The sequence below is a fragment of the Microbacterium thalli genome, assembly GCF_028737325.1.
In the GTDB taxonomy this organism is placed as follows: Bacteria; Actinomycetota; Actinomycetes; order Actinomycetales; family Microbacteriaceae; genus Microbacterium; species Microbacterium thalli.
In genome coordinates, this window is record NZ_JAQZCH010000002.1 from 746,918 (window position 1) to 761,033 (window position 14,116).

16 protein-coding genes are annotated in these 14,116 nt (G+C 70.7%); 12 read left to right on the top strand and 4 right to left on the bottom strand.

All coding sequences use genetic code 11. The annotated features are described in order from the left end of the window. Positions 1–45: 45 nt before the first annotated feature. Together PUW82_RS11635 and glgA are read right to left on the bottom strand one after the other, a co-directional pair. Positions 46–831 carry an ABC transporter ATP-binding protein gene (locus PUW82_RS11635; protein ID WP_274222445.1) on the bottom strand — a complete coding sequence of 262 codons (786 nt, stop codon included), beginning with the start codon at positions 829–831 and terminating at the stop codon, positions 46–48. Between the two features lie 4 nt (positions 832–835). Continuing rightward, positions 836–2,035, bottom strand: coding sequence for a glycogen synthase (glgA, locus tag PUW82_RS11640; RefSeq protein ID WP_274222446.1), 1,200 nt, complete (start codon positions 2,033–2,035; stop codon positions 836–838). 47 nt (positions 2,036–2,082) lie between these two features. Between glgA and glgC the strand changes: the two genes are divergently transcribed. Genes glgC through PUW82_RS11655 form a run of 3 tightly spaced genes read left to right on the top strand, consistent with a single transcriptional unit; the run spans position 2,083 to position 4,733 of the window. Beyond that, positions 2,083–3,327, top strand: coding sequence for a glucose-1-phosphate adenylyltransferase (gene glgC / locus PUW82_RS11645; RefSeq protein ID WP_274222447.1), 1,245 nt, complete (start codon positions 2,083–2,085; stop codon positions 3,325–3,327). A 25-nt stretch (positions 3,328–3,352) separates the two neighbouring features. Next, positions 3,353–3,988 carry a phosphoserine phosphatase SerB gene (gene serB / locus PUW82_RS11650; protein ID WP_274222448.1) on the top strand — a complete coding sequence of 212 codons (636 nt, stop codon included), beginning with the start codon at positions 3,353–3,355 and terminating at the stop codon, positions 3,986–3,988. 58 nt (positions 3,989–4,046) lie between these two features. Then, the gene (locus PUW82_RS11655) at positions 4,047–4,733 is read left to right on the top strand and encodes an alpha/beta fold hydrolase (protein ID WP_274222449.1); all 687 of its coding nucleotides are present in this window, start codon (positions 4,047–4,049) and stop codon (positions 4,731–4,733) included. A gap of 10 nt (positions 4,734–4,743) precedes the next feature. Here the strand turns inward: PUW82_RS11655 and fabG are convergent, their stop codons facing one another. After that, a complete protein-coding gene (fabG, locus tag PUW82_RS11660) occupies positions 4,744–5,454 on the bottom strand; it encodes a 3-oxoacyl-ACP reductase FabG (protein WP_274222450.1) in 711 nt (236 codons plus the stop codon). 103 nt (positions 5,455–5,557) lie between these two features. Here fabG and PUW82_RS11665 point away from each other — a divergent pair, with 103 nt between their 5' ends. The 4 genes from PUW82_RS11665 to PUW82_RS11680 are packed head-to-tail and all read left to right on the top strand — an operon-like array spanning position 5,558 to position 7,499. Next, entirely contained in the window at positions 5,558–6,028 is a 471-nt protein-coding gene (locus PUW82_RS11665) for a DUF4190 domain-containing protein (RefSeq protein ID WP_274222451.1), read from the top strand. A 42-nt stretch (positions 6,029–6,070) separates the two neighbouring features. Continuing rightward, positions 6,071–6,418, top strand: coding sequence for a DUF3099 domain-containing protein (locus PUW82_RS11670; protein WP_274222452.1), 348 nt, complete (start codon positions 6,071–6,073; stop codon positions 6,416–6,418). Continuing rightward, positions 6,415–6,615: a hypothetical protein gene (locus PUW82_RS11675; protein ID WP_274222453.1), complete on the top strand. Its 201-nt coding sequence runs from the start codon at positions 6,415–6,417 to the stop codon at positions 6,613–6,615. Before PUW82_RS11670 ends, PUW82_RS11675 begins: the two co-directional genes overlap by 4 nt. Further along, positions 6,612–7,499, top strand: a complete 888-nt coding sequence (locus PUW82_RS11680) for an SURF1 family cytochrome oxidase biogenesis protein (RefSeq protein ID WP_274222454.1) — start codon at positions 6,612–6,614, stop codon at positions 7,497–7,499. The genes PUW82_RS11675 and PUW82_RS11680 overlap by 4 nt, the downstream gene beginning before the upstream one ends. A gap of 9 nt (positions 7,500–7,508) precedes the next feature. On the opposite strand, the gene PUW82_RS11685 is transcribed toward PUW82_RS11680, so the two are convergent. After that, complete coding sequence (locus PUW82_RS11685) at positions 7,509–9,107, bottom strand: ABC-F family ATP-binding cassette domain-containing protein (RefSeq protein WP_274222955.1); 1,599 nt, start codon at positions 9,105–9,107, stop codon at positions 7,509–7,511. A gap of 227 nt (positions 9,108–9,334) precedes the next feature. Here PUW82_RS11685 and PUW82_RS11690 point away from each other — a divergent pair, with 227 nt between their 5' ends. The 5 genes from PUW82_RS11690 to PUW82_RS11710 all read left to right on the top strand — a co-directional run bounded on the left by PUW82_RS11690 (position 9,335) and on the right by PUW82_RS11710 (position 14,111). After that, positions 9,335–9,964: a biotin transporter BioY gene (locus tag PUW82_RS11690; RefSeq protein WP_274222455.1), complete on the top strand. Its 630-nt coding sequence runs from the start codon at positions 9,335–9,337 to the stop codon at positions 9,962–9,964. A 149-nt stretch (positions 9,965–10,113) separates the two neighbouring features. Next, entirely contained in the window at positions 10,114–11,157 is a 1,044-nt protein-coding gene (locus tag PUW82_RS11695; protein ID WP_274222456.1) for an iron-siderophore ABC transporter substrate-binding protein, read from the top strand. A 22-nt stretch (positions 11,158–11,179) separates the two neighbouring features. Beyond that, positions 11,180–12,226 carry a FecCD family ABC transporter permease gene (locus PUW82_RS11700; protein ID WP_274222457.1) on the top strand — a complete coding sequence of 349 codons (1,047 nt, stop codon included), beginning with the start codon at positions 11,180–11,182 and terminating at the stop codon, positions 12,224–12,226. Continuing rightward, positions 12,223–13,272 carry a FecCD family ABC transporter permease gene (locus PUW82_RS11705; protein ID WP_274222458.1) on the top strand — a complete coding sequence of 350 codons (1,050 nt, stop codon included), beginning with the start codon at positions 12,223–12,225 and terminating at the stop codon, positions 13,270–13,272. Before PUW82_RS11700 ends, PUW82_RS11705 begins: the two co-directional genes overlap by 4 nt. Further along, positions 13,269–14,111, top strand: coding sequence for an ABC transporter ATP-binding protein (locus PUW82_RS11710; protein ID WP_274222460.1), 843 nt, complete (start codon positions 13,269–13,271; stop codon positions 14,109–14,111). The genes PUW82_RS11705 and PUW82_RS11710 overlap by 4 nt, the downstream gene beginning before the upstream one ends. The last annotated feature ends 5 nt before the right edge of the window (positions 14,112–14,116 follow it).

A 14,116-nucleotide genomic window follows, 5' to 3' on the forward strand; every position in this document is an offset into this window, starting at 1 on the left:
GGGAAGTCTGCGGTGCGTCTGCACCAAAGAGCGATCTTACCAGGTTCAGGATGCCGCGCGAGCCGCGTAACGGCCGCCGTCGGAGGTGACGGTGATGGGCAGACCGAACGTCGTCGAGAGGTTCTCGGCCGTGAGCGTCTCGGCCAACGGGCCGGCGGCGACGGCACGGCCTTCGCGCAGCAGCAGCACGTGGGTGAAGCCGACCGGGATCTCTTCGACGTGGTGGGTGACCATGATCATCGCCGGCGTCGTCGGCGCCTGCGCGTACCCGCCGAGGAGGGCGAGCAGCTCCTCGCGAGCGCCGAGGTCGAGGCTGGCGGTGGGCTCGTCGAGCAGCAGCAGCTCCGGGTCGGTCATGACGGCCCGGGCGATCTGCACGCGCTTCTGCTCCCCGTCCGACAGAGTGCCGAACGTCCGGTCGGCGAGAGCGTCGAGCTTCCACTCGGCGAGGACCCGCATCGCGCGTCGCTCGTCGATGTCCTCGTAGTCCTCTCGCCAGCGACCGAGGACGGCGTATGCCGCCGTGAGCACGACGTCGAGCACCGTCTCCTCCGGCGGAACCCGCCGCGCCATCGCCGAGGAGGCGAAGCCGATGCGCGGGCGCAGCTCGAACACGTCGGTGCGGCCGAGGCGCTCGTCGAGGATCTCGACGACGCCGGAGGTCGGATGCAGCAGGCTCGCGGCGAGCTGGAGCACCGTCGTCTTGCCGGCACCGTTCGGGCCGAGCACGACCCAGCGCTGGTCGCCCGTGACCGACCAGTCGACACCGTCGACGATGTTCCGGGCGTTTCGGCGGACGACGACGTCGGAGAAATCCAGAACCTGCGGCATGGGATCAGCCTAGCGTCCGGGACCCTGCGACCCTCGCGTACAACGCCGCCGTCTCGTCGGCGATGGCCGTCCAGCTGAAGGCGGACGCCGCCCGCTCGCGACCCGCGGCGCCGAACCGCGCGGCGGTCTCCGGGTCGGTCACGACCTCGGTGAGGATCGCGGCGAGGTCGGCGACGAATCGGTCGGGATCGAGGGGGGTGCCCGTACCGTCGTCGACCTGCTCGATCGGCACCAGGCGCCCGGTCACACCGTCGACGACGACCTCGGGGATGCCGCCCGTCGCCGTGCCGACGACCGCGGCGCCGCACGCCATCGCCTCGAGGTTCACGATGCCCAGCGGCTCGTACACCGAGGGGCAGACGAACGTCGTCGCGGCCGTGAGGATCGCGCACAGCTCGTCGCGCTGCAGGAACTCCTCGATCCACACGACGCCGGAGCGCTCGGACTGCAGCTCGCGCACCAGGCCCTGCACCTCGGCCATGATCTCGGGGGTGTCGGGCGCGCCGGCGCAGAGCACGACCTGCACGTCATCCGGCAGCAGCCGAGCCGCCCGGAGGAAGTACGGCAGCCCCTTCTGCCGGGTGATCCGCCCGACGAACACGACGGAGGGGCGCGACGGATCGATGCCGAAGCGCTCGAGCACGGCGGGATCGTCCACGGGCCGCCAGGACTCCACGTCGATACCGTTGTAGATCACCGACACCTTCTCGGGGTCGAGCGACGGATAGCTGCGCAGGATGTCGCGACGCATGCCGTCGCTGACCGCGACGATGGCCGCTGCGTTCTCGTACGCCGTCTTCTCGATGTAGCTCGACACGGCGTAGCCGCCACCCAGCTGCTCCGCCTTCCACGGCCGCAGCGGCTCGAGCGAATGCGCCGTGATCACGTGCGGGATGCCGTGCAGCAGCGAGGCGACGTGCCCCGCGAAGTTGGCGTACCAGGTGTGGCTGTGCACGACGTCGGCGCCCGCGACATCCCCCACGATCTCGAGATCGGTGCCGAGCGTCTGGAGCGCAGGGTTGGCCTCGGCGAGCCCGGCGGGGGTCGCGTAGGAGGTCGTGTCGGGCTCGTCGCGGTCCGCTCCGAACGCCCGGACCTGCACCTCGATCGTCTCGCGCAGAGCGCGCACCAGTTCGGTCACATGCACCCCGGCGCCGCCGTAGATTGCGGGAGGATACTCCTTCGAGACGATGTCTACACGCATGGCTCGAACGCTAGTACAGGAGCGTTCGGCGGGCCTAGTGTGGTCCCATGCCAGCAGCGCCCAAGGTCTTCGGAATCGTTCTCGCCGGCGGCGAGGGAAAGCGCCTGATGCCGCTGACGGCTGACCGCGCCAAGCCCGCCGTGCCCTTCGGAGGGCAGTACCGGCTGATCGACTTCGCGATCTCGAACCTCATCAACTCGGGGCTGCGCCAGGTCGTCGTCCTCACCCAGTACAAGTCGCACAGCCTCGACCGCCACGTGTCACAGACCTGGCGGATGTCGGCGCTGCTCGACTCGTACGTCGCGTCGGTTCCGGCGCAGCAGCGCCTCGGTAAGCGTTGGTTCTCCGGGTCGGCCGACGCGATCCTGCAGTCGCTGAACCTCATCAACGACGAGAAGCCCGACATCGTCGTCGTCATCGGCGCCGACCACGTGTACCGCATGGACTTCCGCCAGATGCTCGACGCGCACATCGCGTCGGGCGCACGCGCAACCGTCGCCGGCATCCGTCAGCCCATCAGCCTGGCCAACCAGTTCGGTGTGATCGACGTCGAGCCGACCGACGAGACCCGCATCCGCGCGTTCCTCGAGAAGCCCCAGGACCCCACGGGTCTGCCCGACTCGCCGCACGAGGTGCTGGCGTCGATGGGCAACTACATCTTCAACACCGACGCGCTCATCGAGGCGGTCGAGGCCGACGGCGAAGTGCCGACCTCGAACCACGACATGGGCGGCGACATCGTGCCGTACTTCGTCGACCGCGGCGAGGCCGCCGTGTACGACTTCAAGCGCAACGACGTGCCGGGGTCGACGCCGCGTGATCGCAACTACTGGCGTGACGTCGGGACCATCGAGTCGTTCTTCGACGCCCACATGGACCTCATCTCGACCCTGCCGATCTTCAACCTCTACAACACCGACTGGCAGATCCACTCGCAGGCGGTGAACTCGCCGCCGGCGAAGTTCGTGCGCGACAGCGTCGGCCGCATGGGCAACGCGATCGACTCGATCGTGTCGCTGGGCTCGGTCCTGTCCGGCACCCACCTCGAGCGCAGCGTCGTCGGCCCGTGGACGCTGTCGGGCGGCGGCGCGACGATCACCGACTCGGTGCTGTTCGACTACGTCAGCGTCGGAGCGGGCGCCCGCGTGCACCGGGCGATCCTCGACAAGAACGTCGTCCTCGAGGACGGCGCGACGGTCGGCGTGGACCGCGAGCGCGACCTCGCCCGGGGGTTCACCGTCACCGACACGGGGATCACGATCGTCGGCAAGAACGCGCGCGTCGAGCGCTGAGGTCCGACCCCGCTAGCGTGGGTCCATGCCCCATGCGCGTTTCCTCGTCGTCTTCGATGCCGACTCGACCCTCCTGCGCAACGAGGTCATCGAGCTGATCGCCGATGAGGCCGGTCGGGGCGCCGAGGTCGCCGCGGCGACCGAGGCGGCGATGCGCGGCGAGGTCGACTTCGCCGCGAGCCTGCGCTCGCGGGTCGCCCAGCTCGCGGGGGTCCCCGTAGCGGCGTTCGCGCGTGTTCTCGCGCGCGTCGAGCCGACACCCGGCGCCGCCGACCTGATCGACGCCATCCACGCGCGCGGCGGGGTGGCGGCCGTGGTCTCGGGGGGCTTCCACGAGATCCTCGACGAGGTCGCCCCGCGGCTCGAGGTCGACGTGTGGCGAGCGAACAGGTTGGGCACCACGGGCGATGCACTGGACGGCACCGTCTCGGGCGAGATCGTCGATGCCGCCGCGAAGGAGCACTCCCTCCGCCGGTGGGCGGAGGAACGAGACCTGCCGCTTCGCCGCACGATCGCCGTCGGCGACGGGGCGAACGATCTGCGGATGCTGTCGGCCGCGGGGCTCGGTGTCGCGTTCAACGCGAAGCCCGCGGTCCGGCGCCAGGCGGACCTCGTGATCGATCCGGTCGACCTGCGCGAGCTCATCCCGCTGCTGCCCTGACCGGGCCCGTAGCTCCCGCGACCTGTTGCGGCGCTCGCCCGAGGGCTAGCGTCAGGGCATGGACGTCATCCTCATCCCCGGCCTCTGGCTCGACGCGTCGTCATGGGACGAGGTGCTGCCTGCGCTCCAGCGGGCAGGACACACCGGTCGCCCGCTGACCCTTCCGGGCGCGGGTTCGACCCGGGCGACCGACATCGGGCTGGATGACTGGATCGCGGCGGTGGTGGAGCACATCGACGACCTCGCCGGCCCCGTGGCACTCGTCGGTCACAGCGGCGGCGGGAACGTCGCCTGGGGCGCCGCCGACGCCCGTCCGGATCGCGTCGCGCACGTCGTCTTCGTCGACACCGTCCCGCCGCCCGCGGGTGCCGAGATCTCGGAGTTCCCCGTCGTCGACGGTGTCGTGCCGTTCCCGGGGTGGGACTTCTTCGACGAGCCCGACATCGCCGACCTGGACGCCGACACGCGCGCCCGATGGGCCGAGAGGGTGGGCCCGGTGCCCCGCCGCGTCCCGACCGACCCCCTCCGGCTCACGGACGCGCGGCGTCACCGGGTTCCGGTGACGGTCCTCTCGGGTTCGGCCGACGACTCCGGTCTGCGGGCGATGCTCGCGGAGTGGCCGCCGTTCGCCGACGAGTTCGCCGCCATCCAGAAGGCTCGTGTCGTCGAGCTGGGCTCGGGCCACTGGCCGCAGTTCTCGCAGCCGGCGCGGCTCGCAGCCGAGATCGTGGCCGCGCTGGACTGAGAGCGCGGGGTCAGTGCCCCATGCCGAGACCGCCGTCGACCGGGATGACGGCACCCGAGATGTACGCGGCATCATCGGACGCGAGCCACGCGACCGCCCCCGCGACCTCGGCAGACGAGCCGTAGCGTCCGGCCGGGATGCTGCGCTTGTACTCGGCCTGCGTGTCCTCCGGCAGGGCGGCCGTCATGTCGGTCTCGATGAAGCCGGGGGCGACGACGTTGGCGGTGATGCCGCGAGCGCCGAGCTCGCGCGTGAGCGAGCGGGCGAAGCCGACGAGCGCCGCCTTGGACGACGCGTAGTTGATCTGCCCAGCCGATCCGAACAGTCCGACCACGCTCGAGATGAGGATGACGCGACCCCACTTGGCGCGCAGCATCCCCTTGGACGCCCGCTTCACCACGCGGAACGCGCCGCCCAGGTTGGTCGACACGACGGAGTCGAAGTCATCCTCGGTCATGCGCAGGAGGAGAGTGTCCTTCGTGATGCCGGCGTTGGCGACGACGACCTCGACCGGGCCGAGCTCGGCCTCGACCTGCGTGAACGCGGCGTCGAGCGACACGGCGTCGGTGACGTCGGCGCGGACCGTCAACGTGCCCTCCGGGCCCTCGCCCGACCGGGCCGTGACCGCCACTCGATGTCCATCGGCGACGAATCGCTCGGCGATCGCGCGGCCGATGCCGCGGTTGCCTCCGGTGATGAGGACGACTCGGGACGTGGACATGCGGCTCTCCTGGGACGGCGGCGGGGACCCGGCAAGCCTATCGGCCACATGCGCGACGGCGACGGACGATAGGCTGGCGGCTCGACGTCGACGAGGAGCAGATGTGAGCGACCCCACCCAGCCGCAGCAGCCGAATCCCCAGCCGGAGAACCCGTCCTCCGGCATGCCGGTTCCCCCGCCCGCTCCCCCGTACGCGACTCCGCCGCAGGGCGGCTACCAGGCGGCGGCCCCCGGCTACCAGCCCGCGTCGTACCCGCCCCCGGCCTACGGCTACGGCGGCGGATACGTCCAGGAGAAGACGAACACCCTCGCGATCGTGTCGATGATCGCCTCGATCGTCGGCTTCATCTGGATTCTGCCGATCATCGGCTCCATCGCCGGTGTCGTCATGGGCCACATCTCGCTGTCGCAGATCAAGCGGACGAACGAGAAGGGCCGCGGCATGGCGCTCGCGGGCCTCATCGTCGGATACGCCGGCCTCGCGCTCGCCGTGATCGGCATCATCGTCTTCGCGTCGTTCATCGGCTGGGCGATCGAGCAGGACAGTTACAACAGCTACTCCTCGACCTTCTGATCCCGGCCGTGCCGCTCTCAGCGGGCGTATCCTGGGTGCACCGTGAAGCACCATCCCGCCACCCCGTCGGCGACCTCGCTGCCGCGAGCACCGCGCGACGATTCCTCCCGCCGCATGACGAAGTACTTCATCATGATGGCGGTGCGCGTGCTGTGCTTCATCCTCATGGCGGTCGTCACGCCATACGGCTGGCACACGGCGGCGTTCGCGGTGGGAGCGGTGCTCCTGCCCTACATCGCGGTCGTGGTGGCGAACGTCGGCGACGACGTGCGCGAACCAGCGGCGGTCTCGCCGCTGGCCGCCCTCCCGGAGGCCCCCGAGCCGTCGACCGAGGCGCCTCGCCCCGAGAAGCCCACGGTCATCGAGATCCGGGAGTCCCGGCCGGAGTGAACGACATCGAGTGCTCGCGTGCGGGATGCCGGGCGGGCGCGCATTGGCGCGTCGTCTGGCGGAATCCACGGATCCACACGGCGGACCGCCGGAAGGTGTGGACGGCCTGCGATGAGCACGTGTCGTATCTGCGCGAGTTCCTCGCGGCGCGTGACTTCCCCGTCGAGGTCGAGCCGATGACCGAGGCGACGACGTGACCGGCAAGACGGCCGCGCGGTGGGCCGGTTACGTCGCCGTCGCGATCGCGTTCGCGGTCGCCTGCGCCTATCTGTCGAACTGGCAGTTCACCCGGAACGAGGACCGTAGCGCCCAGCTCGCCCTCGTTGAGGCGAACTACGACGCCGAGCCCGCCGCGCTCGGCGAGCTGCTCCCGCCCGATGGCGCGCTCGATCCGGCCGACGAATGGCATCCGGTGACGATGGCCGGCGAGTACCTCGCCGACGACCAGGTGCTCGTGCGCAACCGTCCGCACGGCGGGACCTCGGCCTTCGAGGTGCTCGTGCCCTTCCGGACGACCGACGGCCGGGTGTTCGTGGTCAACCGCGGGTGGGTGCCCCCGGGGCGCGACAGCCCCGAGCCCGACGCCATCGCCGCCCCTCCGACCGGCACGGTGACCGTGGTGGCACGCCTCAAGCCGGCCGAGGCCGCGCCGACATCCGGGCGCTCGGCGCCGGACGGCCAGGTTCCCACCATCAACCTGGACCTGGTCGCCGCCGAGGCTGACCTGACCGGCGACGTCGTGACCTCCGCCTACGGGTTGCTCGTCTCGGAGGATCCGGCCCCGGCCGAATCGCTGGGCGCCCTCCCGACGCCGTCGGAGGACCCGGGACCGCACCTCTCGTACGCCATCCAGTGGATCCTGTTCGCGATCATGGGCTTCGTCTTCATCTGGTACATGATCCGGACCGAGCGCCGGCACCGCCGGGAGGACGAGGAGGATGCCGCCGCCGCCGGGCTCGACGTCGCGGCATCCGCCACGGCCGACCCGGTCGTCCCGGCGAGCCTGCGCCGGCGGCGGGACGGCAAGCGGGACCGCGACATGGCGGACGAGGACGCCATCCTCGACTCGTCGCGCCGCTGAGCGCCGCGCTCAGGCGAGCGTGATGAGCTCGAGGTAGTCGCGTCCCCAGATGTCCTCGACCCCGTCGGGCAGGATCAGGACGCGCTCGGGGTTGAGCGCCTCGACGGCCCCCTCGTCGTGCGAGACGAGCACGACGGCGCCCTCGTAGTGCGCGAGCGCACCGAGGATCTCGTCGCGGGACGCGGGGTCGAGGTTGTTCGTCGGCTCGTCGAGCAGCAACATGTTGGCCGACGAGACGACGAGGGTCGCCAAAGACAGGCGGGTCTTCTCGCCGCCGGAGAGGACCCCGGCCGGTTTCAGCACGTCATCGCCCGTGAAGAGGAACGAACTGAGCACCTTGCGCGCTTCGGTCTCGGTGATGTCGGGCGCCGAGGACATCATGTTCTGCAGCACCGAGCGCGAGACGTCGAGGTTCTCGTGCTCCTGCGCGTAGTACCCGATCCGCAGGCCGTGTCCGGGCTCGAGGACTCCGGTGTCGGGCTGGTCGACGCCGGCGAGGATCCGCAGGAGCGTCGTCTTGCCGGCACCGTTCAGCCCGAGCACCACGACCTTCGAGCCGCGGTCGATGGCGAGATCGACGTCGGTGAAGATCTCGAGCGAGCCGTACGACTTCGACAGCCCCGATGCCATGAGCGGGGTCTTTCCGCACGGGGCGGGCTTGGGGAAGCGCAGCTTCGCGACGCGATCCTCCTGCCGCACCTCGTCGAGCCCCGACAGCAGCTTCTCGGCGCGAGCGACCATCTGGTGCGCCGCCGCGGCCTTGCTCGCCTTCGCACCGAAGCGCGCGGCCTGCTGCTGCAGCGCCGTCGCCTTCTTCTCGGCGTTGGCCCGCTCCTTCTTGCGGCGCTCCTCATCGGCGACGCGCTGACGAAGGTAGTTCTTCCAGTTCATGTTGTAGACGTCGATCACCTGACGCATCGCGTCGAGGTAGAACACGCGGTTGACGGTCTCCCCCACCAGCTCGACGTCGTGGCTGATGACGATGAGTCCGCCCTTGTACCCCTTGAGGAACTCGCGCAGCCATACGACGCTGTCGGCGTCGAGGTGGTTGGTCGGCTCGTCAAGGATCATGGTCTGCGCATCCGAGAACAGGATGCGCGCGAGCTCGATGCGTCGACGCTGACCGCCCGACAGGGTCTTCAGCGGCTGGTCGAGGATCCGGTCGGGCAACGAGAGGTTGTGGGCGATCGATGCCGCCTCCGCCTCGGCCGCATAGCCACCGAGTCCCTCGAAGCGCTCCATGAGGTTGCCGTAACGCCGCATCGCCTTCGCAGCGACCTTCTCGTCGTCGGATGCCATCTCGAGCGACGCCGCCTGCATGTCGACGGCGATCGTCCCCAGCCCGCGGGCGTCGAGGATGCGGGTGCGCGCGAGCATCTCGGGATCACCCGTGCGCGGGTCCTGCGGCAGATAGCCGAGCTCGCCGGAACGGTCCACCCTGCCGTCGCTGGGCAGGAGGTCACCCGCGAGGACCTTGGTGAGCGTCGTCTTCCCGGCGCCGTTGCGGCCGACGAGACCGATCTTGTCGCCGCCCGAGACACGGAACGACACGTCCGACATCAGCGTGCGCGCACCCACGCGGATTTCGAGGTCGTGCACGGCGAGCACAGCGATCGTCCAATCGTCGAGAACAGGGAAGCGGCCGAACGGCCAGCCTCCCATCCTAGCCCGGCGTGCTCAGTGCGGTCGCAGCCTTCGTCGCGCGCGGAACAGGGGCAAGCACAACGCATCCCGCGTTCCTTTGTGGCGCCCGGCCAATCGGCCGTGCGACGAGCCGTCCTAGGCTGATCCCGCGGCTCCGCGCCAGACCGGGCCGCTCGACTCGAAGGAGCCCCATGTCCCTCGCTGCCTCACGCGTCCCGGTCCTCGCCGATGTCGTCGGACGCCCCTCCACGCGGCTGCACGCGCTCGCGGTCGACGCGACGCTCGTCGTCACCGGCGTGGCGTTCGTCGCCCTGCTGGCGAAGGTGTCGTTTTTCATCGGCCCGATCCCCATCACCGGTCAGACACTCGGCGTCATCGTGGTCGGAGCAGCCCTGGGCGCTCGGCGCGGCGCGGCAGCCCTTTCCGCGTACCTGCTCGTGGGGCTCGCCGGCCTCCCGGTGTTCGCCGGCCCCGTCGCGGGCCCGGCCTACGTGCTCGCACCCTCCTTCGGCTTCGTGCTCGGCTTCATCCCCGCCGCCATGATCGCCGGTTGGTTCGCCGAACGCGCCTGGGACCGCCGTCCGGTGCTGGCGTTCGTCGGGTTCGTCGCCGCGTCGATCGTCCCCTTCCTCCTGGGTGTGCCCTACATGGCGGCCGTGCTCGCGCTCGTGATCGGTCAGGACGTCACGCTCGCGGGCGTCCTGAACGCCGGCGTGTGGCCGTTCATCCTGCCCGGGTTGCTCAAGGCGGCGGCCGCAGCGCTGCTCATCCCCGCCACGTGGGCGCTCGTGCGCGCCGTCGATCGGCGCTCGCGGCGCTGATTCTCTCGCGATGGCCCCGGTGCGTGCTCCGCACCGGGGCCATCGCCGTTCTCGCCGGGACCTTCAGACGGCCTGCAGCGGATTAGCGCGCAGCGAGCCGGAGACGTAAAGTAAGCCTGCCCTTACTCGCTTCTCCTCTGGAGGACTCTGTGCCCCGAATCCGCACCGCCGCCGCAACCCTGGTCGCGGCCGCCCTGCTCCTAACAGGCTGCGGCTCGACCGCTGCCTCCTCCGACGACGCCCCCGCCGCCTCGGGCGGCGCCGCGTCCGACGCCTTCCCCGTCACGATCGAGCACGCCTTCGGCGAGACCACGATCGAGAGCAAGCCCGAACGAGTCGCCACGGTGTCGTGGGCGAACCAGGAAGCCGCTCTCGCCCTCGGCGTCGTGCCCGTCGGCATGCCCGCCGTCACGTGGGGCGACGACGACGGCAACGGCATCCTCCCCTGGGTCGAAGACAAGCTCGACGAGCTCGGCGCGGAGACCCCCGTGCTCTTCGACGAGTCCGAAGGCATAGACTTCGAGGCCGTCGCCGACACTCAGCCCGACGTCATCCTCGCGGCGTACTCGGGGCTGACGCAGGACGACTACGACACGCTCAGCAAGATCGCGCCGGTCGTGGCCTACCCCGAGGTCGCGTGGGGAACCACCTGGCAGGACCTCACGATGATCAACGGCACCGCGCTCGGCCTCGAGGGCGAGGCTCAGACCCTCGTCGACGACCTGACGGCGCACCTGGACGAGCTCACCGCCGCCCACCCCGACATCGCCGGCAAGACCACGCTCTTCAGCTCGTTCGACGCCACCGACCTGAGCCAGCTCGGCTTCTACTCGCTCGAGGACCCGCGCGCGCTCTTCCTCGAGGACCTCGGCCTGGCCTCCGCCGCGACCGTCGTGGAGCAATCCGAGAACACCGACCAGTTCTGGATCACCAACAGCACCGAAGAGATCGAGCGCTTCGAAGACCTGCAGGTCCTCGTGACCTACGGCGACGACGCGACGCTCGCCGCCATGCAGGCCGACCCGCTGCTCTCACGCATCCCCGCTGTCGCGTCGGGCGCCGTCGTCGTGTTGCCCATCGCGAACGCGCCGCTCTCGGCGGCTGCGAACCCGAGCCCCCTGTCGATCACCGACGACCTCACGGCGGAGTACATCGACCTCATCGGAGCGGCCGCGCAGAAGGCGGCCTCGTGATCAGCACCGCTCTCCGGATGCCGTGAGCGCGTCCGTAGCGACGGTCCCCGCCGCCGCGACCGCGTCTCCTCGACGCGGCTCGCGGCGGCGGGTCGTCTGGCTTCTCGTCCTCGTCGCGGTGGTCATCGCCGCCGGCGTGGTCTCCGTCACCTTCGGCACACGCGCCGTCGGGGTCGACGACATCATCGCCGGCCTCAGCGGCGACATCGAGACCGCCTCCGCGGCCGCCGTCGCCAAGCGCGTGCCCCGCACGCTGCTCGCACTTCTCGTGGGCGCAGCCCTCGCCGTCTCGGGTGCCGTGATGCAGGGCGTCACCCGCAACCCCCTCGCCGACCCCCAGATTCTCGGGATCAACGGCGGCGCCTCGCTGGCCGTCGTCATCGGCCTCGCGTTCTTCGGCGTCTCCTCCGCTTTCGGCTACATCTGGCTCGCCATGCTCGGGGCCGCCCTGGCCGCGGTCTTCGTCTACACGATCGGCTCTCTCGGACGCGGCGGGGCGAGCCCACTCAAGCTGGCCCTGGCCGGCGCGGCCACCGCCGTCGCCTTCACCTCGCTGATCAGCGCCATCCTGCTTCCGCGCATCGATGTCATGAGTGTCTTCCGGTTCTGGCAGATCGGCGGCGTCGGCGGCGCGACCCTCGAGAAGATCCTGCTCGTGCTCCCCTTCCTCGCGGTGGGCGCGGTGATCTGCCTGGCCGCGAGCGCGGCCCTGAACTCCCTCGCGCTCGGCGACGAGCTGGCCGCGGGTCTCGGCGAGCGCGTGCGCACCGCCCGTCTCGTCGCCGCACTGGGCGCGGTGATCCTGTGCGGTGCCGCCACCGCCGTCGCCGGGCCCATCGGCTTCGTCGGACTCATCGTCCCCCACGTCTGCCGTCTGCTCGTGGGGCCCGACCACCGCTGGCTGCTGCCGGTGTCGGCGCTCGTCGGCGCGGGGCTCCTCGTCGTCGCCGATGTCGTCGGACGGGTGATCGCCCGCCCGCAGGAGATTGAGGTCGGCATCGTCACGGCGCTGATCGGCGCCCCCTTCTTCATCGCCATCGTCCGCCGCCAGAAGGTGCGGGCGCTATGAGCGGCTTGACGGCGTCACGGTCGACGCTCGACATCGTCGCGCGCGGGCGGGCGCGGCGGGCGTGGCGGCGACGTCTCGTCATCGGCGCGCTGCTGACGGCCGTCGTGGTCATGTACGCCGTGTCTCTCATGGTCGGGCAGACGTTCTACTCCCCCGCGGATGTCTGGGGCGTCATCATGGGCCAGACCGTCCCGGGCGCGTCCTTCACCGTCGGCGAGCTGCGCCTCCCGCGCGCGACGCTCGCGATGCTGACGGGCCTCTGCTTCGGCATGGGCGGGGCGGTGTTCCAGACGATGCTGCGGAACCCGCTCGCGAGCCCCGACATCATCGGCATCAACGCCGGCGCGAGCGCCGCGGCGGTCGTCGGGATCGTGTTCCTGTCGCTCACCGAGACCGGCGTCTCGCTGCTCGCCACCGTGGCCGCGCTCGCGACCGCCGTGACGATCTACCTGCTGGCCTACAAGGACGGCGGCGCGGGAGCCCGCTTCATCCTCATCGGCATCGGCGTGGCGGCGATCTTCAACAGCGTCGTGTCGTACGTGCTCTCGCGGGCCGCGGAGTGGGACCTGCAGGCGGCGATGCGCTGGATCACGGGTAACCTCAACGGCGGCTCCTGGAGCCAGGTCGTGCCGCTCGCGATCGCGATGGTCGTCGTCGTTCCGGTGCTGCTGTGGCTGACGCGCGACCTCGAACTCATGCGGTTGGGCGACGAGGCGGCATCCGCGCTCGGCGTGCCCGTCGAGCGGCGCCGCATCCTGCTCATCGTCGCCGCCGTCGCCCTGCTCGCCTTCGCGACGGCCGCCGCCGGACCGATCGCGTTCGTGGCCTTCCTGTCGGGTCCCATCGCCGCGCGGCTGCTCGGCCCCGTGGGCTCCCCCGTCCTCGCGGCGGGTCTGTTCGGGTCGCTGCTCGTCCTCGTGGCCGACCTCACCGCCCAGTACCTGCTCGGACTGCGTCTGCCCGTCGGCGTCGTGACCGGCGTGCTCGGGGCTCCGTACCTCATCATCCTGCTCGTCCGCAGCAGCCGCTCGGGAGGCTCACTATGACTCTGAACCGCACCCTCGAGGCCCGCGGCATCCAGCTCGGCTACGGCGATCGCATCATCGTCGACGACCTCGACCTGACGGTCCCGAGCGGGCAGGTCACCGCGATCGTCGGCGCCAACGCCTGCGGCAAGTCCACGCTGCTGAAGTCGATGGCACGGCTGTTGACGCCGCGCACCGGACAGGTGCTGCTGGACGGCCGCGACATCCACCGGATGCCGACGCGTCAGCTCGCCCGCGAGCTCGGGCTGCTGCCGCAGTCGCCCATCGCGCCGGAGGGCATCGCGGTCGCCGACCTGGTCAGCCGCGGCCGGACGCCGCATCACGGCCCGCTCGCCCGCTGGACCCGCGCCGACGACGAGGCGGTCGCGCACGCTCTCGAGGCCACCGACACGGCCGCGATCGCCGACCGCTCGGTCGACGAGCTGTCGGGAGGGCAGCGCCAGCGCGTCTGGATCGCGATGGCCCTTGCGCAGCAGACCGACGTGTTGCTGCTCGACGAGCCGACGACATTCCTCGATGTCAGCCACCAGATCGACGTCCTCGATCTGCTCACCGACCTCAATCGCAATCGCGGCACGACGATCGTGATGGTGCTGCACGATCTGAATCTCGCCGCACGCTACGCCGACCACCTCGTCGCGATGGCCGGTGGACGCCTCTACGCCGCGGGCGACCCCTCGTCGGTCCTCACCGCCGACACCGTCCGGGCCGTCTTCGGCCTGGACAGCCGCGTCATCCCCGACCCCCTGACGGGGCGACCCCTCGTGCTGCCCATCGGGCGGCACCACGTGCCGTCGCCGCATGCCCCGTCCGATCCCGACGGCGTCACCGCCGCCTGAACTGG

What these genes read in the sequence shown, in the direction of transcription:
- PUW82_RS11635 (WP_274222445.1), bottom strand. Translation starts at nt 831, where the DNA reads ATGCCGCAGGTTCTGGATTTCTCCGACGTCGTCGTCCGCCGAAACGCC.
- glgA (WP_274222446.1), bottom strand. Translation starts at nt 2,035, where the DNA reads ATGCGTGTAGACATCGTCTCGAAGGAGTATCCTCCCGCAATCTACGGC.
- glgC (WP_274222447.1), top strand. Translation starts at nt 2,083, where the DNA reads ATGCCAGCAGCGCCCAAGGTCTTCGGAATCGTTCTCGCCGGCGGCGAG.
- serB (WP_274222448.1), top strand. Translation starts at nt 3,353, where the DNA reads ATGCCCCATGCGCGTTTCCTCGTCGTCTTCGATGCCGACTCGACCCTC.
- PUW82_RS11655 (WP_274222449.1), top strand. Translation starts at nt 4,047, where the DNA reads ATGGACGTCATCCTCATCCCCGGCCTCTGGCTCGACGCGTCGTCATGG.
- fabG (WP_274222450.1), bottom strand. Translation starts at nt 5,454, where the DNA reads ATGTCCACGTCCCGAGTCGTCCTCATCACCGGAGGCAACCGCGGCATC.
- PUW82_RS11690 (WP_274222455.1), top strand. Translation starts at nt 9,335, where the DNA reads ATGTCCCTCGCTGCCTCACGCGTCCCGGTCCTCGCCGATGTCGTCGGA.
- PUW82_RS11705 (WP_274222458.1), top strand. Translation starts at nt 12,223, where the DNA reads ATGAGCGGCTTGACGGCGTCACGGTCGACGCTCGACATCGTCGCGCGC.
- PUW82_RS11710 (WP_274222460.1), top strand. Translation starts at nt 13,269, where the DNA reads ATGACTCTGAACCGCACCCTCGAGGCCCGCGGCATCCAGCTCGGCTAC.